This is a genomic window from Floricoccus penangensis, assembly GCF_001832885.1.
Classification (GTDB): Bacteria; Bacillota; Bacilli; order Lactobacillales; family Streptococcaceae; genus Floricoccus; species Floricoccus penangensis.
In genome coordinates this window covers 38,430-60,976 of sequence record NZ_MKIQ01000031.1, presented here as the reverse complement: position 1 = coordinate 60,976, position 22,547 = coordinate 38,430, and the positions used below count along the sequence as shown (strand labels likewise).

The window sequence follows — 22,547 nt, the reverse complement described above, 5'->3', positions numbered from 1 at the left end:
GTATATTATTAATGACAAACAATTATGATATAATTTATTTAGAATATTAAAGGGCAAAGGATAGTAATACATGAAAAGGAAAGTAGCTGTTTTAAGTTTGGTAATGTTGTTTTGCATGATGATATTTACTGGTTGTAAGGGAAAGGATGATACTAAGGCAAAGAGTGATGAGTACACCTTAAAGGACTATAAAGGAGTAAACTTGAAAAACTCCTATATAACTATTTCAGATAGTGGTGAAGCTGAAGAAACATATAAAAGCTCAAAAGGAGAAGTCAAGGTTAAATTTATTATTGAAAATGAAGATGGTACAGCTATAACCCAAAAGAATATGGAGAATTATAAGGTTATCGATCAGCAACCAGAGCCAGGAAGTAAATTTTCTTCATCTGAATCTAAATTTGATTATGCTGAAGAAGTGAAGTTAAAAGTCAAAAAAGTTTCAGTAAGTAACAGTAGTGAAAAAGATAAGAGTAAAGAAAGTACTGCTGATGCATCAACTTCTTCAACACCAGTTACTAATTCAGAAACAAAAAAAGAGACTCCAGAGGAGTCAAAAGCAGAATCAAAAGAAAGCACACCTAAGTCTACTTTATGGAACAATCAAAAAGATACGGAGTTAGCAAGTTTCATGCAAAACTGGAGTGCAAGTATGAATCAACAACCATACCTTCAAGGAAAAGTCGGACAGGATATAAATTTCTTTGGTCTTTCTTTACCAAGTGATATTGGAGTAGTTGGCTTTTCTGTTAATGATCAACCTGTGAGTATGGTATTTTCGTCTGACGGTACTGGCAATGCTGACTATGTTGTAGTAGCAACTTATAGATACATTAGTGGAGCAAAAAATTCTGGATGGTTATATCTGTTTTGTTATCAAAATGGTCAACCAGTTGTCTTAGTCACTGGTCAAAATCAAGGAATGCCAGATGGAAGAATTCATTTCAAGTTTACAGAAAATCAAGATTTAATAAATGAATTTTTAGCATTAAATAGTTAATATAAAACGATTCAGTTGCAATAACTGAATCGTTTTTGTCTATATTAATTTAAAATCCATATATACAGGATTATGATCAGAATGCGCAAATTCCAAATCCATAGCGTGGATTGATCCAACTTTAATATTATTAGAAACAAGGAATCCATCTATTATCATTAATTTGCTTTCACTTTTTTGATAAGGAATATTCAGGCTTCGTGCTGTGGGAATCATTGCTTCAGCAAGTCCATTAACAAAAAGTGTAAATCCTTCAGGTATATTTTCAAATGGGAATGGTTGTTCCCATTGTTCGCGTTTATCTGTACCATTAAATAGTTGTGGGCTATTTCCAATAATATCATGATTGAAATCTCCACCTACAATAACATAATTACCATCTTGATAGCTTTTATCAATAAAGTTGAATAACTTTGCAAATTGTTCCATTTTTACTTCTGCGTTTTTGCTGTAAGCTGATACATGAGTATTGAGAATTTGCAGATATTTCCCATTTTCTAAGGGAATTTTTGAAGCTGAGAAACATCTATCCAAGTCCATTAATTTATTGAAATCAGTATCAATAGGCAGTGAATATCTAACAGAGTCTTCAAGTTTTGCTTTTGCTAGGGTTAAGATACCGGATTTGGCACTTCCTATTGGTTTAGTGAATGGGTAAAACAAGTAAGCTGAATTATAGTTTTGTGAAAAAACGCTTGAATAGTCGGGTAGATTATCATTGAAAAATTGAACTTCATTGACCATTTTTGAACGATGTCCTTTTATGTCAACTTCTTGTAAGAAAATTAAATCAGGATTAACACTTTCAATTTCTTGCAGTTGTCCATTTATATTTTCTTTCACAGCCTCGGGGCTATATGCTCTAGAACTTTCTCCACCTTCCATAAAGAAGCTATAATCTGCGGAATATGCACCGTAACCTATATTGAAGGTTAGTGCTCGGTAGCTTGTATCTATTTTTAATTTAGTAGTGTTTCGTATCTCGCTTTTGAGATTCTGTTTATCTGGAAGTCGCTTATATGAAATGAAAAGATAAGCAATGTAAACAATGAAAATAAGTAGTATAAAAGCAATAATTGCAAGTAATGTATAAAGTAATGTCATCTAAGTTCTCCTATTTTTATATTTTATCATAGATATGAAAAAAGTAAGTAAATGAAAAATGTTCTAATTTTGTCATATATAGTTGACAAAAAATAAAATAATGATAATATTTAATTAAGTCATATATATATGACATTTCCAGAAATATAATAAAGAGGTTTAAAAATGAATAAGGTGCGTGAGTATCGAAAAAACCTGAAAATATCCCAGCAAGTTTTGGCCAAGGAAGCTGGAGTAGCCAGGCAAACTATCAATATGATTGAAAATGACAAATACAATCCGTCTTTAGATTTGTGTATCAGAATTGCAGAAATTCTTGAAACGGATCTTAATACTCTATTTTGGGATAGTAGGAATGAGGTAGACTAAGATGAAAAAAGATAATAGTGAAACATTATGGGTTAAGCTTGTTAGGAAATTTTATGGAATTGAAGGCCCAATAGATGAATATATTGAGAAATCTATAAATAGGATTGGAAACTTTGGATTCATTATCTCTGAAATTTATATTTTTATAAGTGTCCCACTTCTATTAATAGCTTGGTATTATCTAGATTATGAAAATTTTCCAGTTGCAATAATTATTTATTCTCTTGTTTATATAATTATAATTGGTACCTTTATACCATACTTGATGAACAAATATAAAGTTGGCTTTGCTTTTCAAGAAAAAGATTATAAAAGTGTTATGAGGAGTTCAAGAAAAAATATTTTCTTTTCCTCAATTGTTTTTACCTCTTTTCTTCTCTTAACGGATATATTTTTTACAGCTATTGGATTTGATGAAGGAGGTTGGTCTAAAGTATTTAGTTTAAAGAACATTATTCCTACAATATTTTTTGGAATTATTTGGGGAATATTAATGTATTTACTTAGACGAAGCAGTGTTAAAAAATCAATCAGAGAAACTGAATTAATGGAAGAAGATTAATTTAATATCAAAGGGAGCGTATTATGGGGAAGGAAAAAGAAACATTTTGGATAAAAAATGTTAAAAAAATATATAAAATAAAGGAGCCAACCAGTAAATATACTGTGGAAGAAATAAATCAAATTGGAAAAGTTGACTTTCTATTATCTACCGCGTATTTAGCCATTGATTTTATAATATTACTATTAGCTTGGTTCTTTTTAGACAGAAAAGTTTTTCTATCTATTGCCTTAATTTCGCTAGTCTTTGGAATATTTTTATTAGCTATTTATACATCAACACAAATAACAAAACTAATGGCTTATAATGCTGGAGTTAATCAGATTGTATCTAACAAAATGATAAAAAAAGATGTAAAAAAAAGTTTCATAGCTGCGATAATTTTATTTATTTTCTTATGTATGCTTACATTTCTTATTGAAAAAAGCCTGAATACTAAAGACATCATTGGTTCAATACTTTGGTCATTTGTAGCTGGAACAAACATGTATCTTGTAAGACTCAATATTATGAGAAAGTCGTTTGAGGAAGTAAATATTGATTAATTATATTTTCAAAAGGAGATGTTGTTATGAATGAAGTAAAAGATAACTTATGGTTAAAGATAATAAGAAAATTTTATAAGATTGAAGGACCAATTGACGAATATACAGAAAAGGAAATTAATCGAATAGGTAATAATACTTTGATTTTTTCAAGTGCTTACATTGTAATATCTAATGTATTGTTAGTGATTTTTTATCCAAGAATTAATGGAAATTTGGTTCAATTACTAATTTTATTAAACATGACAATTTATGTAGGTGGAATAGAATATTACGTATCTCATGCTGTTGAAAAAGCGAGATTAAATTTTATTACTATAGAGCCAAATCAGTTTGAGGAGTATGAAAAAAAAGCAAAACTTACTTCCCTTAAATTTTCTATATATTATTTTATTTTTTTCATTATTCTTGTCGGAATTATGAATATCATAACTTTTAAAAAATCATTTTTTGACTTTAATTTGAGTAATATACTATCTCCTGTAGCAGTATCTATTGGATATTATTTTGGTGATCGTCGTAAGAAAATTAAACTAATCAAACAAAACATTGCTCGTACAGTTGCCATGGAGGAAGAAGATTAAGATAAGTTGATAGCTTATCTTTTTTCTTGACTTAATTCAAAAGATATTATAGACTGTGTTTATCGTTAATTGAAAGAAGGTAAAATATGAAGTTTACTAAAGCTACAAATATTGGCTTACATGTCATGACTTACATGGTGCAAAATAATGCTAACAAGGTTAATCTGACAATAAATGAATTAGCTGAGAAATTTGAAGTTTCACCATCATATTTATCAAAAATTTTAACCCTACTGGCAAAAGAAAATTTAGTTCGTTCTGTATCAGGTGTAAAAGGTGGCTACAAGCTTGGGGCAAACTTTAATGACATTACTTTTTTTGACGTTATAAAGGCAACAGAAGGAGTAGCTGATAATAAGGAGTGCCTAAGTGGTAATGAGGAGAATAAGTGCCCTATAAATACAACTTTAGAAGCTGCTGAAATTGCCATGTGGGATTATCTTAAATTACAAAAACTATCCGAATTAGAAGGTTTATAAATAATAGGTAGAGATTAATCTTTACTTTTTATTATTTATAATTAGCGATAATTTAACTCTATAATATCTATAAAAGGAGATGAAATGAATCAAGTAGAAGAACTGGGAAATGGACCAGTTAATAAATTAATTTTCAAATACTCAATGCCTGCAATAATAGGACTTATCATAAATGCTGCTTATGTCATGATTGATAGAGCATTTATAGGAAATTTACCAGACCATAAAGGAGGTCTAGCACTCTCAGGTATTGGTGCAACAATGCCTATAACAACCATAGTAATGGCAGTTGCAGCTTGTATAGCCTTTGGTTCACTTGCACAAATTTCCATGGCTTTAGGTCAAGCTGATAAATCCAAAGCAAAAAAAGTAGTTGGAAATGCCCTTACTATTTCAGTAATTTCTGGATTATTAATTACAATTTTTTACTATTTATTTAAAGATGCAATTTTTAATTTAATTGGAATAAGACCAGAAATTTATGGTTATGCAGACGACTTTATTTCAACTTTAATGCTTGGGACAATATTTTCAATACTTAGCTTTGCTCTACCTGTCTTAATAAGAGGAGATGGAAGTCCTAATATTGCTTCTTTAATCATGTTAACGGGTGCAGTATTCAATATAGTACTTGACTGGATTTTCTTGTTTTCATTTGGCTGGGGAATAAAAGGAGCTGCAGTGGCAACTATTATTTCGCAAATTCTAGTAATGCTTATTAGCTTAATTTATATGAATAGATCAAAATCTATCATAAAAGCTAAAAGAAATGATTTTAGATTAGATAAAATTATTATTTCAGGAATTTTTTCTGTTGGAATGGTACCAATGTTCACACAACTGTCTATTTCTATATCACAGGTTATATCAAATTTTGCCTTTCAAAATTATGGAGGGGTATTATATATTGGTGCAATGGCAACAATATCATCTATAACAATGCTCATAATGATGGTTGTAAGTGGAATTAATCAAGGAATAATGCCAATTTTATCTTACAATGTGGCACAAAAAAATTCAGAAAGAGTTAATAAAACTTTCTTTAATTCTTTGAAATTTGCGAGCTTATTTTTAGTTATTGCTTGGATAGCCATCCAATTTTTCTCAAGTCAAATGGTATCAATATTTTCAACTGATGCAAATCTTAGGGCAATATCTGCAAATGGTTTAAGACTTTACAATCTTCTTTTACCTTTAGTTGCCTTTAATTCAATGGTTCCTATGATTTTATCATTGATTGGAAAGGCAAAATTTGCTACTGCCTCTAATATATTGAGACAGTTGATCATCTATCCAGTACTAATCATGTCACTTCCATTATTTTTAGGGAATAATGGCTTATGGCTTAGCCAACCTACATCTGAATGCTTAATTTTCATCCTAAACTTTATATTATTGAAAAAATTTTTTGTAAGTAATATTAAATAATTTTTTAACTGTTTATTCGTACTTTGAATAAGCAGTTTTACTTCTATTTTAAGCAAACGATTGTTTAAATTGTTATGGATTTATGTTAAGGAGAATTTTTATATTATCTTTAGTTCTTTATATTACTATTAAATATAAATATTAATTATACAAAAACTTAAGAAAGCGATTGCACAAAAATAATTGATGTGGTAATATTACCTTGAACTTATATTTACATGTATTCAACGTAGAAAAATTATTATTTTTTAGATTATTAAATTTTACTAGTTATTTAAGGAGAAAAAATGAATATTGCAGCAATGACACACATACCTGATTCAAGATATTGTTTTCCTATATCAAAAAATGAACTAATAATAAGATTTAGAATTGCAAAAGAAGATTCAGATATAAAAGTCAAACTGGTTCATGGACCTAAATATGGTTTTCAACAGTTTCAAGAATATACTGATATTGAAATAAGATATACTGATAATCTTTATTCATATTTTGAACATAAGCTAGTTTTAGATGATGTTAGATTAGCATATATTTTTCAAATAACTGAAAATGATCAAATATATTATTTTTGTGAAGATGGCCTGTCTTCAACATATAATTTTGACAATAGTTTTTATAATTGTTTCCAAATGCCATATATAAACGATGCTGATATTTTACCGTTAATTCCTTGGACTAAAGATGCAGTATTTTATCAAATATTTGTAGATAGGTTTAACCGAGGCGATATGGAGAAAGACGATTCATATATTGATATGGATTGGAATGAGATACCTACACCCAAAAACTTTGCTGGTGGGGATATAGAAGGAATTCGCAAGAAGATTTCATATTTAAAAGGTTTAGGAATCAATGTTATCTACTTAACTCCAATTTTTCAATCAATAAGTAACCATAAATATGATATAGATGACTATTATACTATTGACCCTCAATTCGGAGAGAAACTTCAATTGAAAAAATTTATTGGGGAAGCACATGAAAATGGGATTAGGGTTATTCTTGATGCAGTCTTTAATCATGTAAGTAGTAGTAGTGTTGAGTTTCAAGATGTATTAGCCTATGGTAGTAAATCAAAATTTTTCAATTGGTTTATGGCTCATGATGATGCTCCATCAATGGAATTAAATAATTATGAAATGTTTGCAGGCTGTAATTACATGCCAAAGTGGAATACATCTAATACTGATGTACAAAATCATCTAATTGAAATAGGAAAGTATTGGATTAGGGAGTTTGACATTGATGGATGGCGCTTGGATGTATCTGATGAAGTATCACATGTATTTTGGCGAAAGTTTAGGGAAGCTGTTAAAAATGAAAAGTTTGATGCCATTTTAATTGGTGAAAATTGGCATGATGCATATCCTTATTTGATGGGTGATCAATATGATAGCATTATGAATTATGCATTTACAAAAGCCTGTCTTGATTACTTTGCTTTTGATGAATTGGATTCAAAAGGAATGTCAGAAAGATTATCAAATATCTTAATGCGTAATAGTTGGCAAGTTAATAGGATGAACCTTAATTTATTAGATTCACATGATACCCATAGATTTTATACTCAGGTTGATAAATCAGAAAATAAATTATTAGCTGGCCTAGCTTTATTATTTACTTTTATTGGTATTCCTTGTATTTATTACGGTACTGAAATTGCAATGGAAGGTGGCTATGATCCAGATTCAAGACGAGGATTTGATTGGGACGAATCAAAATGGAATAATAAAGTTTTTAATAAGGTAAAAGAATTAATTACTATCCACTCAAACCAAATTATTAAAGAAGGCGAAATAAACATTGATTACAATGAAGATTTGCTATTAATAAAGAGAACATTTAATGAAGATACAATTGAATTAGTGATAAATAATGGTGATGAGGTTAAGGAAATTAGTATAGATAACATTTTGAGTAGTAATGAATTTGATAAAGATAAGAATACTTTAAAAGCTCAAGGATATGTAATTAGTAAGTATTAGTACTCTATTTAAGGAAAAGATTATGATTCATGAATATTTTGAATTATAGTCTTTTATTTTACTTGAAATGTTAGCTTATTAAAAAATAAATATATAAAATCAATTGCTTAATCTTTTGCTATAATATACTTAAAATAATGAAACAAAGGGATATATAATGGAAAAGAAAAGCATTTTAGTAATAGAAGATGACCAAGAAATAAATTTATTATTAAAGAGTATTTTGGAACAGGAAAATTATCAGGTTACATCAGCATATTCTGGTAGTGAAGGAATATTGAGAATTGAAAATAGTGATTATAACCTTATTTTGCTTGACTTAATGCTACCTGGAATGACTGGTGAGGAATTACTTGAAAAGATAAGAGCTAATGGAAATCAAACTCCTGTTATGGTTATTTCAGCAAAACAAGATATTGCAGAAAAGGTCAAAGTTTTACGCCTTGGTGCAGATGATTATATCACTAAACCATTCAATAGTGAGGAAGTACTAGGTCGGGTTGAGGTACAACTAAGGCACGGAGCAAGCATTTCTCCAAAGGGTAAGAAGCTAATCCACTGGCGAGATTTACAGATGGATACAGAAAAAAGAGAAGCGAGTTTGCAGGGAAAAACTTTATCTTTAACAAATGCTGAATTTGATATTTTGACCCTCTTTATGAGACAGCCGGAACATGCCTTTAGCAAGAAAGAAATCTATGAAAATGTTTGGGATGGTCCTTATTATGGCGATGACAATACTGTAAGTGTCCATGTTTCCAACCTCCGCAAGAAGCTGGGGCAGATAAATAGTGACGAATACATCAAAACCGTATGGGGTGTTGGTTTTATTATGGTCTAAAACTTTATGAAATCTTTATATTTTGTTTAAAGCTATTTAAGATTTTCTTGGATAAAATAAGCTCATAAGGAAAAGAAAAGGAGATTTCGATGAGTAAAGTTATAAAAACTGTTAATTTAGACAAAACTTATAAGGAAGTTAAGGCGATTGACTCGGTTAATCTTGATATTAATTCAGGTGATATATGTGCTTTGATTGGGAAAAATGGTGCAGGGAAGTCCACTCTATTTAAGATGCTTTCAGGGCAGGTACTTCCAACCAACGGAGAAATTGAACTTTTTGGTTTTTCGAAAAATGAACTTTCAAAAGGTCGTCAGAGAATTGGCTTCATGATTGAAGAGCCAGCATTTATTGATAATTTTACAGCCAAACAAAATCTTGAATATTTTCGTATTCAAAGAGGAGTTGTTGAAAAAAAGAGAATTGATGAAGTCTTAGATATCGTTGACTTAAAGAATACGGGTAAGAAAAAATTCAAACAGTTTTCAATGGGAATGAAACAACGTTTGGGTCTGGCACTTGCTTTACTTGCTAGTCCAGACTGCTTAGTTCTCGATGAACCAACTAATGGTTTAGATGCAGAAGGAATTAATGAAATTAGACGTTTAATGTTACGTTTAAACGAGGAAGAAGGATTGACCATCTTAATTTCTAGTCATATTTTGTCTGAATTGCAGTTGGTTTCTAACCGCTTCATATTCATAAACAAGGGTAAAATTGTCGAAGACATATCTAAAAAAGAGCTTGATGAAAAATGCCGTAAACAGATTAAAATTCAAGTTAATAATCCTTCAAAGGCACTACAAAGCTTGGAAGAAAGTTTTACAGATATTATTCTTACAGTTTTAGATGGAGATTGGATTCGAGTAGAAAATCACTTGGAAGAAAGTGCTAGCTTAAATCAGCTCTTAATGAAAAATGGAGTTGAGGTTAAGGAAATTGCTGTAGAAAATGTTTCCCTTGAAGATTATTTCTTAAAATTAGTAGAAGGTTGAGGAGTTTACAATGAAAAATTACCTCAAGAGTGAGATTTATAATATCTTACACAAGAAAAGCTTCTACATATTTCTTGGTGGAGCATGGATCTTAGTAAACCTAGCATTATTAAGCATTGCTTCTATTATTAAAGACCCAAATCAAAGGCAGTTTCAATATTACGGTACATTTCTTGCTACTCCAATTCTTGCAATAATTTTTGCAGTTCTTCTAAGTGGTTTAGTGACTGGTAAGGAACTGAAAATATTAAAAAACTCAGTTGCTTATGGGATAAGTCGTAAAGATATCTTCTGGGCAAAATATATTGTCGCCCTAAGCTCTTTTATTTTGATTTATCTATTAATACTAATATCAACAACTTTGATTATCATCTCAGTAGCAACATCTGCGGATTTTGATTTGAAACTTCAAATTATTGCTGCTCTGGAAATTCTACCTCTTCTTATTAGTGCACTTACAATTGTCTATTGCATGAATATTTTAGGAGTAAATGAAATTTATACACTAATAATTGTATTAGTATTTTATGGGGGCTTTGGAAAGGCATTAATCAAGCTTTCTTCATTATTTGATTTCAATGTTAAAATATTTAACTTTTTCCCAGATATATTAATTTCAAATATCCAGAATTTGATGGAGTCAAGTAAATCTATAAGCTACGGCTATGGAGCCTTGTGGGTGTCTGTGCTGATAATTGTCATCGCTTTGACTTTGAGCTTGAAGATTTTTGAGAGGAAGGATATTTAACATGATAAATTATATGCGCAGTGAAAAATTTCTTTTGCTAAGAAGAGTTTCTTTCTACATTATCGCCTTGGTAACGATATTGATTCCGTTACTTTACTTGATGATTCTTAATCAATTTAAGAATGTTGAAGGATTTCCATATGGTAATGCTAGGCACATTTATGGTTTTATCATCTATTCACCATATTTAGAATCATTTATTGGACTCTTGATAGTTGCTCTATTGACCGAGAATAAGAATAATTATCTTAAAAATACTATCTCTTTTGGAACAAAGAGAAATTCCATATATTTTGGTAAATTAGCGATTGGTCTGATTTTCTTTGTAGCACTTTGTCTTGTAAGTATTTTCTGTGTGAGTACTCTTACTCAAGTTACCTTACCAACAAGTGATACATTATTTAGGAACTATCTAATTTCTATTATTAATGTTGTTCCACTAGTTCTTAGTATGGTGGTATTTGGATATGCTTTATTAATTAATGCAGGGAATCCTACCTTAGCACTGATTTTAATTGGATTTTTACCATCAATAATAAAAATAGCTAATAAATTTATTAGCGCACTAGATATAAATCTATCAATTTTTAGCTACTTTCCTTCAACATTGTATGCTGAGAATTTTGCTCGGTTTTATGATGGAAGTAGTTATTTGATGATAGTGCCATGGATTGTTGGCATAATAATTTCAGTAGTTTCATACCTAGTTGGTATGAGGTCATTCAACAAAAAAGATATATAGAATATAATAAGGAGATTTAAAATGAGAGTTAAAACATTTATTGGTCTTAGTGAAAAAAGGCTAGATAGAAGAATAAATGAATTTATTAGTGGTTTAGAAGAAAATAATTTTGAGGTCATAAATATTAAATTTTCTTCCAATATTTATGGTTATTCAGCGATGATTATTTATAAAGAATTGTGATTATAAAAGAAGGAGAAGAGGATGATTAAGCTAGCGATAATTATAGTTTTAATATTGATAATAGCAGTGATTATTGCTAGATTTTTCATCTATAAAAAAGAAGTTGTTAGTTTGAATCAACAACTTGATGATATGAAAAAAGACCTTGAATCAAATAGCTTGCTGAAAGTTGGTCTTAATGATAAAGATTTGAATCTCTTAGCTTCACAGATTAATGAAATTATCAAGGTTTATAAGGAAGAGCAAAGAATTTCTCGCAGTAATAATCTCAAATTAAAAGAGGAAATTACCAATATTTCACACGATTTTAGAACACCATTAACTTCTATAAAAGGGTTCTCTGAACTGCTTTCAGCAGAAAATAATTTGTCTGAAGAAAAGAAAGCTGAGTATTTGGATATTATTCAAAAGAAAATTGATAATTTACTTTCAACTGTGAATTTATTTTACGATATGTCAAAAATTGATTCATTAGATGAACAGATAAAATTAGAAAAACTAGATTTCTCAATGGTATTCTTCGAACTGCTTTTTATGTTTCATCAGGATTTTGAAGAAAAGAATATTAAGGTTGATGTGGTTAACGAAGAAAATTTTTCAAATGATATTTGGGCAGATAGGAAGTCGGTTGAGAGGGTTATTCTTAATCTCATTCAAAATTCTTTGCGTTATGCGAGTTCTTATTTGAATATTAGTTCGATGGTTGTGGGAGATAAACTGCGCGTGGTTTTTTCTAACAATACCGATAAAATTAGTGAGGGTGATATTTCACAGATTTTTGATAGGACTTATACCGCAGACAAGAGTAGATCTGATGGGCAAAATGGTTTAGGACTTTATATTGCTAAACAGCTTGTACAGTCATCTGACGGTGAAATCAAGGCAAGTTTATTTGGAAATGAATTTAAAATTGAAGTTGATTTTCCCTTATTTTCAGGGAATATTAAGGAGACTAGGTAATGGATAAGAAAGTTGAAAAACATGTTCTTGGAATTATTATTGGTGTCTTTATAGGGTCATACGTAAGTGATAATATATTAGAAAAGATGCCAATAAATATTTGGTGGTCAAGAATTGGAGGACTACTTGTTGGACTCTTTGTAGCATTTTTATACTTTAAGTATGATGAAAGTATAAAGAGTAAGGTAGGAATAGGTACTTTTGGAATCTTGGTTTTTATAGGAATAGGGTCATTTGTAGGAAATAATTTATTAGCCAAAATGCCAATTAACATTTGGTTGTCAAGAATTGGAGGGCTGCTTGTGACTCTACTTTTAGTATTTTCATATATTAGGATTGAGAATGATAACAATAAATAAATGAAATTATAAAAATACATTGACATGTATTTGTATTATTGATATACTTATTTAAGTTTAATGTGGATGAAAAATAGTTTAAAATATAAAAAGAATCTTCCTAAATAGGAAAAAATATTTTTTCTAGAAGAACATTTACATCAGGAGTAATTCTTTTATTAACAGGTTTAATATTAAGAAATAGAAAGTTTAAGCTAGTAGAAAATAGTATCTAGAATAGATATTATTTATAAGGAAGGATAATTATGAAAAAGAAAGTTTATAGAAATACCTCATCATTTAAGATATTAGCTTGGGTTTCATTTGGTATATTTGTAGCTCTTATGTTAATAGGTCTTTATACTTTAAGAGAACCTCTTATGGTCAAAGGATACTATTTAATGGGTATGGTTGGTCTTATATCTACTTCATTTACTGTTGCAAAAGTAACAAGAGATGATCAAGAAGATGATGAACGTTACAATGAAATGTTCAGAGCATCAACTAAAGATTCGGATATAAATAATGTATAAATAAATAGTAAAAGGAAGTCTTTAATATAGACTTCCTTTTATTTTTATATTTTTTGTCGCTGATTATTTTGTTGGTAAGTAATTTTAATCTCTTATGAATCAATATTTTAAAAATACGCACCAGCATTTAAATACTAAGTGGGTAGATTAGTCTACAACAAATATTATGGGATTTTTAGACGTACCATGTTTGTAGGCACTGTTATCTGTGAGAGATTGAGAAAAAATAGAAGTTAAGCGCAAAAAACAGCGTTTGCTGTTTTTTTATCTCTCTAATAGATTTACAAATTCTTGAGAAACCATTTCAACTTGAGGTCTTATCATTTCAAAAGACTTATCAATATCAATAAATTTTCCATCTTCGTCAAACATTTTTTGTGAGATTGACAGTGGTGGGTTAACTGACATATTATACATTCCCAGCCCTTGAGTAACCAACTTCATAGATATCAAACCTTGGAAGCCACCATGACCACCATAAACGATAATGCTAACAGGTTTCTTATCCCATTCACTATATAAATAATCAAGCGCATTCTTCAATACAGCTGGGTAGCCCCAATTATATTGCGGGAACAATAGTACAAAACCATCATAAGATTTGATTAACTCACTCCAATCCTTTGTATGTTGGTTTTGATAATTTCCATGGGCAGGAATATCTGGCTCGTCTAAAAAAGGTAAGTTTACTTTCGCCAAATCAATTATATCTAATTGAAGTTTTTCATGTTTCATCGTTGATTGAACCCAATTGGCAATATCCAGCCCAATTCTTTTTGGCCTATTAGTACCTAAAATAATTCCGATCTTTTTGTTGGTCATATTATTATCTCCATTTTCAATTTATGTGCAATTTGCACTTAAATAATATCATTAAAGTGGTATAATAACAAGTATGAACGATCAGATATTTAATTTACTATTTGAACTAGTAAACTTTTTTAACGACCCGAAGAACGACAATATACTATTAAAGAATTTAAAGATTAAAGAAAGTCCTAATCTTATGCCAATTATTATGAGGATTGGAAAGATGGGTAAAACCACTGTTGGTCAACTAGCTGGACAATTGGGGAAAAACCATTCTTCAGTGAGTAGACAGATTGATAAGTTTGAGAACGAAGGATTATTAATTTCCCAAGAATCTCAGGAGGATATGCGAGTTAGAGAAATTAGCTTATCTAAAACTGGGCAAAAAATTTATCAGCAAATATTAGAAGAAAGGGAAAAAGCACTAAATAAAGCATTCGCAAATTTAGATGACAATCAACTTGAGCAAATAAAACAATCCTTAGAATTACTTGTAGATTCAGTAAATACAGCAAGTGAAGAGTAGTTTCATGGATTTTGAAGTGACAGAACGAATTCAAACTTCAGATAGGAGTAAAATAATGTCAAAACTCATAATTTTAAAAGGAAATTCCGGCAGTGCCACTGAAACTTACAAGCTCTGCTTGTTTTAGTTTCATGGACAACGAAGTGACAGAATAAATTTGAACTTCAGAAAGTAATAATTGATGTCAAAACTCATAATTTAAAAAAGAAATTCCGGCAGTGCCACTGACATTCGAGGTTTTACCGAGATGATGTCATGGACATCGTAGTGGCATAATATTTATAAAATTCAGAGAGGTGCAAATTAATGTCAAAACTCATAATTTTAAAAGGAAATTCTGGCAGCGGCAAAACCACTACTGCCAAAAAATTACTATCATCATTACCAAAAGGAAGTGCCATGTTAATATCACAGGATATGGTAAGAAGAGAAATCTTAGCAGTTGATGATTTACCAAATAATCCTTCGCTTGCTTTAATATCTGAAATGGCAAAATATGGCAACAAAAATTTTGAATATGTGATTATTGAAGGTATATTTTCAACAGCCAGATATAAACAGATGTTTGAAGAATTATATGATTTATTTAACGGAAATGTTTCATCCTTTTATTTCGATATTTCATTTGAGGAAACGCTCAAACGCCATAGTGGGCGAGACAAGGCAAAAGAATTTGGTGAGAAAGAAATGAAGTCATGGTGGTTAGAACAAGACAGACTAAATTTTCCTAAAGAAATTATAATAAGTGAGAATCAAAGTCAGGATGAGGTTTTGCAGTTAATAATTCGAAATACAAAAGGTGATTAAAATGATAACCAAGATTGATTTGCTTAAACATTTTGAAGAACTAGGATTAAGAAAAGGTGATAATGTAATCGTACATGCTTCAATGAGTAAAATGGGCTATATTTGTGGTGGTGCTCAGACAGTAATAGAGGCTCTGCTTGAAACTGTAGGTGGTAATGGTACAGTCTTAATGCCAACACAGAGTTGGAAAAATCTTGATCCTAATTCTGGCGTTCATTACGAAGTAGAGAGAGTTGATTGGGATATTTTAAGAGAAAATTTGCCCGCTTATGATAAGTATATAACTCCAACAAACACAATGGGGCTAGTTGCAGAAATGTTTCGTACTTGGCCTGGAACTTTTAGGAGCGATCATCCAGCACGCTCTTTTTCTGCAAATGGTATGAATGCAGAGTATTTGATAGAAAATCATGATTTAAGTGATATTTTCGGAAAGACCTCTCCTTTAGGAAAATTATATGAGTTAAATGGGAAGATAATTTTGCTTGGGGTAGACTATGATAAAAATACCTCAATCCATTTGGCTGATGAACTAGCAAACTATCCAAGTAAGAAAACCGAAATCAATAGTAGCGTAATGAATGTAAATGGAGAAAGGCAATGGGTCGATTACGAAACTCTTTTTGTAGATGGTGATGACTTTATTCAAATTGGAAATGCTTTTGAAAAAGAACATTCTGTTAATCAAACAAAAATTGGCAATGCTATTGTAAAATGTATGAATCAAAGAGAACTAATAGATTTTGCAGTAAGTTGGATTGAAGAAAATAGGAAATGATTCGTAGTAATAATTTGACCAAATATTGTTAGGGAGTATTATATACTGTGTAGATATGTAAACTGACAATGGAGGAAGAAACATGGAATATGCAAAATTAAACAATGGAATTGAAATGCCAATGGCAGGATTTGGTGTATATCAAATCCCTAAAGAAGATTGTAAACAAGCAGTTCTTGATGCATTAGAAGTTGGGTATAGACTAATAGATACTGCTCAGTCATACTTTAATGAAAAAGAAGTTGGGTATGCCCTTGCTGAAACAAAAGTTCCAAGGGAAGAAATTTTCCTAACAACTAAAGTTTGGATTGACAATTATGGACAAGGCATAACAAGACAGTCGATTTTAGATTCAATGAGAAGATTAAAAGTTGACTACATTGATTTGGTTCTTTTACATCAACCATTTTCAGATTATTATGCTGCTTACCATGAACTTGAAAAATTATATAAAGAAGGCAAAATTAGAGCAATCGGTGTTAGTAATTTTGCTCCTGATAGATTAGCAGATATTGCAGCTTTTAATAGCGTAGTTCCGCAAATCAATCAAGTTGAAGTTAATCCTTTCAACCAACAAATAAAAGCACAAGAATATATGCTTAAAGAAGAAATTCAAATGGAAGCCTGGGCTCCATTTGGAGAAGGTCGAAATGATATTTTCAATAATGAAATTTTGACTTCAATTGGTAAAAAATATGGTAAGTCTGCTGCTCAAGTAATTCTTAGATGGTTACTTCAAAGAGATATTATTTCACTTGCCAAATCAACTAAGAAAGTAAGAATGGAAGAAAATTTTTCAATTTTTGATTTTGAGTTATCAGACCAAGATATGAAGGAGATTCAAAAAATTGATCAAGAATCAAGCTTATTCTTTGATCATCAAGCACCAGAAACAGTAGAAATGTTTGTTAAATTTATTGAAGAACGTAGAAAATAATTAAAAAGTTGAAATTCGTATAAGAATTTCAACTTTTTCTATGCAAACCATGATAAAAAAGTTAAAATTAATTAAAACTTTTTTAATCAGGTAAATTTATGGGAGAATGAAATGGCAGAAAACAATATAAATCAGACAAAGGACAAACGTATACCATGGAACCAATATTTTATGGCACAAGCTTTATTGCTTTCTCTTCGTAGCACATGTACTCGTCTTGAGGTAGGGGCGACACTTGTAAAAGATAGACGAATATTTGCTGGTGGATATAACGGTTCAGTAAGTGGGGATAGTCACTGTATTGATGAAGGTTGTTATGTTGTGGACGGTCACTGTATCCGCACCATACACGCAGAAATGAACGCAATTCTGCAATGTGCTAAACTAGGTGTCTCAACTGATGGTGCAGAAATCTACGTCACACATTTTCCTTGTCTTCCTTGTACAAAAGCAATTTTACAAGCTGGAATCAAAAAGATTTACTATCTAAATGATTATAAAAATAATGAATATGCTAAAGAACTAATTGATCATGTAGGTGTAGAAGTTGAACAAGTAAAACTTGATCCTAAATACTTTGAAAATATATCATTTGGGAATTTATATTAAGAATAAGGTGAAACTATCATTTAATAGTTTCGTCTTTTTTACATTGCCAGATAATTACGGGAAAGGTCTCTTACAAAAGATAGGGCTTACATGTTATAATATACACATGAAAAACTTTTAAAGAAAAAGGAGAAAATGATGTCAAAAGGATTTCCAAAAGATTTTTTATGGGGCGGAGCAGTAGCAGCTCATCAACTTGAAGGAGGATGGCAAGAAGGTAGTAAAGGACTTAGTGTTGCAGACGTTATGACAGTCGGTTCATCTACTAGTTACCGTTCAATCACTGAAGGAATTGTTGACGGAGAATACTATCCAAACCATGAGGCAATTGATTTCTACCATAAATATAAGGAAGATATTGCTTTATTTAAAGAAATGGGCTTCAAGTGTTTCCGTACGTCAATTGCCTGGACAAGAATTTTTCCAAATGGTGATGAAACAGAACCAAATGAAGAAGGACTTCAATTTTATGATGATTTATTTGATGAATGTCTGAAAAACGGAATCGAGCCAGTAGTCACACTTTCGCATTTCGAGTTGCCATACCACTTAGTAACTGAATATGGTGGATTTAGGAACCGCAAACTCATTGATTTCTTCGTTCGCTTTGCGACAGTTTGTTTCAAACGCTACAAAGACAAAGTTAAATACTGGATGACCTTCAATGAAATAAATAATCAGGCTAATTATAATGAAGATTTTGCACCATTTACTAACTCAGGAATTTATTACAAAGAAGGTGATAACCGTGAAGAGATAATGTATCAAGCAGCGCATAATGAGCTTGTGGCTAGCGCTCGTGCGGTGAAAATAGCTAAGGAAATTAATCCTGATTTTGAGATTGGTTGCATGATTGCCATGTGCCCAATTTATCCAGCAACTTGTAATCCTAAGGATATCTTAATGGCTCAGAAAGCTATGGAACTCAGATATTACTTTACTGATGTTCATGTCCATGGATTTTATCCACAGTATATTTTGAACAACTGGGAAAGAAAGGGAATATCAGTTGAATTTACTGAGCAAGATAAAAAAGACTTGCTTGATGGTACTGTAGACTATATTGGATTCTCTTACTACATGTCATTTGCAATTAAGCATAATGGTTCAGATTCTTACTATGATTATGATGAGTCAAAAGATTTAGTTAAAAACCCATATGTACAAGCTTCTGATTGGGGTTGGCAAATTGACCCTGAAGGGCTTCGCTATTCATTAAACTGGTTCCAAGATATGTATAATAAACCAATGTTTATCGTAGAAAATGGATTCGGAGCATACGATAAAGTAGAAGAAGACGGTTCAATACATGATGAATATCGTATTGAATATCTTAAAGCCCATATTGAACAGATGAAATTAGCAGTTGTTGAAGATGGTGTTGATCTTATGGGATATACCCCTTGGGGCTGTATTGATCTAGTTTCTGCTGGAACTGGAGAAATGGAAAAACGTTATGGCTTCATTTATGTTGATAAGGATAACAAGGGTGAAGGAAGTCTTGACCGTGCTAAAAAAGATTCATTTTACTGGTATAAAGATGTAATTGAATCTAATGGAGAAAACTTATAAGAGAAAAAAGTGTTGGGTATAAGCCCAGCACTTTTATGATATATAAATTTAGCTTAATCTTTCTTCTTTAACATAGTCAATTGGAAGCCATTCTAAAACTGTTTCAATTTGTTGATCCCAGTAGTACCAATCATGTGTACCTTCATTGACTCTGTAGTCAATATTTATTCCGATGTTTTTGAAATCATTAACTAAGTTTTCATTATCTTCAAAAAGGAAATCTTCTTTTCCACACCAAGCAAATAGTTTAGGAATTTCATCAATGTTTTTAATTTTTCTTTGAGCAAGCTCAAGTAGATTATTTTTCGGATTTTCAAACTGATCACCAAAAACTCCATGCCAATATTCAGCATCTCTAAATGTTCTTAGTTCTTTGTTTTCAATTCCCAAGAGAGCACCGGATAGTGAGGCAGCATAACCAAACTGTTTAGTTGCTAGTGCAGTTTTGAAAGCACCGTACCCACCCATTGAAGCTCCAGCAATAAAGTTTTTATCTGGATTTTGAGATATTTGAGGAAAAAATTCATGAACGATTTTTGGCAGGTCAATTGCTAAGGCATCAAAATATTTAAGCCCGTAAGTCGTATTATTGTACCAGGATAAGTCACCATTTGGAATGACTACGGCAAGAGCTGTATTTCTTATAAGACGTTCAAACCGAGTTCTACGTAACCAATTATTTTCGTTACCACCCATACCGTGAAGAAGATAGAGAACTGGTAAATCTGAAAGTAGATCTTGCGACCAATCTGGTGTATTTTCTGTTTTTTGCGGGAGAATAACTTCCATTTCCATTTCTTTAGCTAGAGAATTTGAGAAATAACTGATTTTAAATAGTGCCATATCAATCTCCTTTTTTCTTTTTTCTTAATAATATCACTTTAGCCATTTAAAACAAATGTAAAACTTTTAAGACACTTTAATTTACATATGTAAATTTTAGGAATATAATAACCAAGTAAATTAATTTAATATTTAAGGAGAATTAACATGGCAAATGTTCTTGCTATCAAAGGTCACCCATTAGATGGTGAAAACTCAAAATCAATGAAAGTTTTTGAAGAATTTTTAAAAGCTTATGAAGAAACTAATCCAAATGATGAAATAACAGTAGTTGAATTATATAATGAAGATTTCCCTGAAATCGATTTAGATATCATGTCTGGTTGGGGTGCACTTCAATCTGGTGCAGCTTTTACTGATTTATCTGAAGATCAACAAGCAAAAATTGCTCGTTTCAATGAATCAACAGAACAATTTTTAAATGCTGACAAAGTTATCGTTGCTAACGGATTATGGAATCTTAATATTCCAACTCGTCTTAAAGCATGGTTTGATACTATAAACGTTGCAGGTAAAACATTCAAGTATACTGCTGAAGGACCAGTAGGACTTGCGGATGGTAAAAAAGTTGTTCATATTCAAGCAAATGGTGGTGTATATGGTGGAGAAGATCCAGCATCACAATATGTTAAAACAATTTTTAACTTCATCGGTATTGATGACCTTCAACAAGTATTCATCGAAGGTGCTGATTATGATCCAGCACGTACTGAAGAAATCATCAACAGTGCAGTTGAAAAAGCTGTAGCAATTGCAAAAGAATTTTAATATAAACTTTAAAAGAATTGAGGGAATCTCAGTTCTTTTTTGCATTCAATAAATTTATGACCTCATAAAAAAACTATATGAATAATCTTCTAAAACAAGAGTAAAATAATTATTATAACTAGATAATATGGGGGTTAACATTGAAAGTAATTAAAGATTTTAGATTTTTTATTTGTCTGATAGTCACCTGCCTTTATGGGATTGTAATTAATTCTTTAAGAAATTCCTTTCAATTCTTCTTAGGTCCTATTGCAGATTACTTCCACACATCAAGCACAAATATTGCCCTCTCATCCGGGATGCTCATGTTGACATCTGGTATAGCAAGCTTATTTGCTGGCTGGCTTCTTGATAAAGTTGGAGTCAAAAAAACACTCCAGTTTGGAAATCTTGTAATTATCCTCTCGTTAGCCCTATCTTTTCTGGCGAAAAATTATCACTTATTTAATATATCTTTTGGCCTCCTTGGTGGCTTTGGTTATGGTGTTTCTTGGGGAGTAGTTACACAGTATTATATTTCAAAAAAATATCCTAAACAAAAAGGATTTGCACTTTCAATGCTTGCAAATTGTAATGCTTTTGGACTTGCCTTATTCTCTCCCTTATGGACTAGCCTAGCAAGCACAAACTCATGGAAACTTGGATACCAAACTATTCTCTTATCATTCATTATTATTGCTCCCATAAATATCTTCTTGCTGGGCAAAACAGACAAGCAAGTTGATCCAAGAAAAATAGTAAAGTCTGATTCATGGATTTTAGTATTTAAGAATATTTTTTCTTCTTCAAAAATAAAATTTTCAATACTTGCGTCAAGTATATGTGGTCTGTCCATGGGAATCATGGATACTAATTTAGTTCTCTTAATGAAGAAGCGAGTTGCTTAATAAAGATATTATTTCAAGACTAATGTCTACCTTCGGATTATTTGTAATAATCGGTGGGATAAGTATAGGAATATTATCAGATAAACTTTTTAAAGACCGAAAAAATTTACTTTTAATATTACTCATATTAAGAACGATTGCATTTATATTAATGCTTACTCCAATAACTCCATTAATAAAATTTTCATTGTTTATTTTTATTTTTGGAATTACTTATTCAGGTATTCTATCCCAAGCAGCAGCGATAATTACGGGAGAAAGCATTTCAGGAGTCGGAAAAATATTATCAATTAACATGCTATTGCATCAAGTGAGTGGTATGTTAGGAGTACTAGCCTGCAATCTATCATTGAAAATTTTCAATAACTATAATCTAGTACTTTATTTAGTAGTTACTCTTACAACTATGATAATACTGTATGGTTATATAATAAATAAAAATAAATTCAGAGTTTGATATAATCAACTCTATTTTTTATTGTAAATAAAATATTAATGCTTTATACTTGAGTAAATTAAGAAAGATTTACGGTGAAAAAGGGAAATAAAAATGAAAAGTTTGATGATTAGCTCAATGATTACTTGACATATACTTATATATTGAAAATGAA

At 30.7% G+C, this 22,547-nt stretch carries 28 protein-coding genes; 25 read left to right on the top strand and 3 right to left on the bottom strand.

Translation table 11 applies throughout. The features are described from left to right. Positions 1-70 precede the first annotated feature (70 nt). Positions 71-1,000 (top strand): DUF4767 domain-containing protein, encoded by a 930-nt coding sequence (locus BG262_RS09795; RefSeq protein ID WP_083312977.1) that lies wholly within the window; start codon positions 71-73, stop codon positions 998-1,000. Positions 1,001-1,039: 39 nt separating this feature from the next. On the opposite strand, the gene BG262_RS09790 is transcribed toward BG262_RS09795, so the two are convergent. Continuing rightward, entirely contained in the window at positions 1,040-2,104 is a 1,065-nt protein-coding gene (locus BG262_RS09790) for an endonuclease/exonuclease/phosphatase family protein (protein WP_070788719.1), read from the bottom strand. Between the two features lie 165 nt (positions 2,105-2,269). Between BG262_RS09790 and BG262_RS09785 the strand changes: the two genes are divergently transcribed. From BG262_RS09785 to BG262_RS09720, 15 genes are all read left to right on the top strand, one after another. Further along, positions 2,270-2,473: a helix-turn-helix transcriptional regulator gene (locus tag BG262_RS09785; RefSeq protein WP_070788718.1), complete on the top strand. Its 204-nt coding sequence runs from the start codon at positions 2,270-2,272 to the stop codon at positions 2,471-2,473. Between the two features lies 1 nt (position 2,474). Continuing rightward, on the top strand, positions 2,475-3,035 hold the full coding sequence (locus BG262_RS09780) for a DUF3278 domain-containing protein (RefSeq protein WP_070788717.1): 561 nt from the start codon (positions 2,475-2,477) through the stop codon (positions 3,033-3,035). A gap of 23 nt (positions 3,036-3,058) precedes the next feature. After that, positions 3,059-3,580 (top strand): DUF3278 domain-containing protein, encoded by a 522-nt coding sequence (locus BG262_RS09775; RefSeq protein ID WP_070788716.1) that lies wholly within the window; start codon positions 3,059-3,061, stop codon positions 3,578-3,580. Positions 3,581-3,606: 26 nt separating this feature from the next. Next, the gene (locus BG262_RS09770; RefSeq protein WP_070788715.1) at positions 3,607-4,164 is read left to right on the top strand and encodes a DUF3278 domain-containing protein; all 558 of its coding nucleotides are present in this window, start codon (positions 3,607-3,609) and stop codon (positions 4,162-4,164) included. An 86-nt stretch (positions 4,165-4,250) separates the two neighbouring features. Beyond that, positions 4,251-4,643 carry an RrF2 family transcriptional regulator gene (locus tag BG262_RS09765; protein ID WP_070788714.1) on the top strand — a complete coding sequence of 131 codons (393 nt, stop codon included), beginning with the start codon at positions 4,251-4,253 and terminating at the stop codon, positions 4,641-4,643. An 84-nt stretch (positions 4,644-4,727) separates the two neighbouring features. Further along, entirely contained in the window at positions 4,728-6,071 is a 1,344-nt protein-coding gene (locus BG262_RS09760; protein WP_070788713.1) for an MATE family efflux transporter, read from the top strand. Positions 6,072-6,358: 287 nt separating this feature from the next. Next, on the top strand, positions 6,359-8,059 hold the full coding sequence (locus BG262_RS09755; RefSeq protein ID WP_070788712.1) for a glycoside hydrolase family 13 protein: 1,701 nt from the start codon (positions 6,359-6,361) through the stop codon (positions 8,057-8,059). A gap of 157 nt (positions 8,060-8,216) precedes the next feature. After that, positions 8,217-8,900 carry a response regulator transcription factor gene (locus BG262_RS09750; RefSeq protein WP_070788711.1) on the top strand — a complete coding sequence of 228 codons (684 nt, stop codon included), beginning with the start codon at positions 8,217-8,219 and terminating at the stop codon, positions 8,898-8,900. Positions 8,901-8,989: 89 nt separating this feature from the next. After that, on the top strand, positions 8,990-9,895 hold the full coding sequence (locus BG262_RS09745) for an ATP-binding cassette domain-containing protein (protein ID WP_070788710.1): 906 nt from the start codon (positions 8,990-8,992) through the stop codon (positions 9,893-9,895). A gap of 10 nt (positions 9,896-9,905) precedes the next feature. Next, positions 9,906-10,643 carry a hypothetical protein gene (locus BG262_RS09740; RefSeq protein ID WP_070788709.1) on the top strand — a complete coding sequence of 246 codons (738 nt, stop codon included), beginning with the start codon at positions 9,906-9,908 and terminating at the stop codon, positions 10,641-10,643. A 1-nt stretch (position 10,644) separates the two neighbouring features. After that, complete coding sequence (locus tag BG262_RS09735) at positions 10,645-11,385, top strand: ABC-2 transporter permease family protein (RefSeq protein ID WP_070788708.1); 741 nt, start codon at positions 10,645-10,647, stop codon at positions 11,383-11,385. Positions 11,386-11,406: 21 nt separating this feature from the next. Next, entirely contained in the window at positions 11,407-11,568 is a 162-nt protein-coding gene (locus BG262_RS10470) for a sporulation protein Cse60 (protein WP_075201840.1), read from the top strand. Between the two features lie 21 nt (positions 11,569-11,589). Next, positions 11,590-12,528, top strand: coding sequence for a sensor histidine kinase (locus tag BG262_RS09730; protein ID WP_070788707.1), 939 nt, complete (start codon positions 11,590-11,592; stop codon positions 12,526-12,528). After that, entirely contained in the window at positions 12,528-12,887 is a 360-nt protein-coding gene (locus BG262_RS09725) for a hypothetical protein (protein ID WP_070788706.1), read from the top strand. Before BG262_RS09730 ends, BG262_RS09725 begins: the two co-directional genes overlap by 1 nt. Before the next feature lie 245 nt (positions 12,888-13,132). After that, a complete protein-coding gene (locus tag BG262_RS09720; protein ID WP_070788705.1) occupies positions 13,133-13,399 on the top strand; it encodes a YiaA/YiaB family inner membrane protein in 267 nt (88 codons plus the stop codon). Positions 13,400-13,663: 264 nt separating this feature from the next. On the opposite strand, the gene BG262_RS09715 is transcribed toward BG262_RS09720, so the two are convergent. After that, positions 13,664-14,221: an NADPH-dependent FMN reductase gene (locus BG262_RS09715; RefSeq protein ID WP_070788704.1), complete on the bottom strand. Its 558-nt coding sequence runs from the start codon at positions 14,219-14,221 to the stop codon at positions 13,664-13,666. A 73-nt stretch (positions 14,222-14,294) separates the two neighbouring features. Here BG262_RS09715 and BG262_RS09710 point away from each other — a divergent pair, with 73 nt between their 5' ends. The 6 genes from BG262_RS09710 (at position 14,295) to BG262_RS09685 (ending at position 19,438) form a co-directional block, all read left to right on the top strand. Further along, complete coding sequence (locus BG262_RS09710; protein ID WP_070788703.1) at positions 14,295-14,735, top strand: MarR family winged helix-turn-helix transcriptional regulator; 441 nt, start codon at positions 14,295-14,297, stop codon at positions 14,733-14,735. 306 nt (positions 14,736-15,041) lie between these two features. Continuing rightward, complete coding sequence (locus tag BG262_RS09705) at positions 15,042-15,542, top strand: AAA family ATPase (RefSeq protein WP_070788702.1); 501 nt, start codon at positions 15,042-15,044, stop codon at positions 15,540-15,542. A gap of 1 nt (position 15,543) precedes the next feature. Beyond that, positions 15,544-16,320, top strand: a complete 777-nt coding sequence (locus BG262_RS09700; RefSeq protein WP_070788701.1) for an AAC(3) family N-acetyltransferase — start codon at positions 15,544-15,546, stop codon at positions 16,318-16,320. 82 nt (positions 16,321-16,402) lie between these two features. Beyond that, positions 16,403-17,257, top strand: a complete 855-nt coding sequence (locus BG262_RS09695) for an aldo/keto reductase (RefSeq protein ID WP_070788700.1) — start codon at positions 16,403-16,405, stop codon at positions 17,255-17,257. A 111-nt stretch (positions 17,258-17,368) separates the two neighbouring features. After that, entirely contained in the window at positions 17,369-17,866 is a 498-nt protein-coding gene (locus tag BG262_RS09690) for a ComE operon protein 2 (RefSeq protein WP_070788699.1), read from the top strand. 138 nt (positions 17,867-18,004) lie between these two features. Next, on the top strand, positions 18,005-19,438 hold the full coding sequence (locus BG262_RS09685; protein ID WP_070788698.1) for a 6-phospho-beta-glucosidase: 1,434 nt from the start codon (positions 18,005-18,007) through the stop codon (positions 19,436-19,438). Positions 19,439-19,486: 48 nt separating this feature from the next. On the opposite strand, the gene BG262_RS09680 is transcribed toward BG262_RS09685, so the two are convergent. Beyond that, a complete protein-coding gene (locus BG262_RS09680) occupies positions 19,487-20,281 on the bottom strand; it encodes an alpha/beta hydrolase (protein WP_070788697.1) in 795 nt (264 codons plus the stop codon). Between the two features lie 147 nt (positions 20,282-20,428). Here BG262_RS09680 and BG262_RS09675 point away from each other — a divergent pair, with 147 nt between their 5' ends. From BG262_RS09675 to BG262_RS09665, 3 genes are all read left to right on the top strand, one after another. Beyond that, a complete protein-coding gene (locus tag BG262_RS09675) occupies positions 20,429-21,049 on the top strand; it encodes an NAD(P)H-dependent oxidoreductase (RefSeq protein WP_070788696.1) in 621 nt (206 codons plus the stop codon). A 140-nt stretch (positions 21,050-21,189) separates the two neighbouring features. Then, a complete protein-coding gene (locus BG262_RS09670; protein WP_158006672.1) occupies positions 21,190-21,936 on the top strand; it encodes an MFS transporter in 747 nt (248 codons plus the stop codon). After that, positions 21,929-22,393, top strand: coding sequence for an MFS transporter (locus tag BG262_RS09665; protein WP_070788694.1), 465 nt, complete (start codon positions 21,929-21,931; stop codon positions 22,391-22,393). Before BG262_RS09670 ends, BG262_RS09665 begins: the two co-directional genes overlap by 8 nt. Positions 22,394-22,547: the final 154 nt, after the last annotated feature.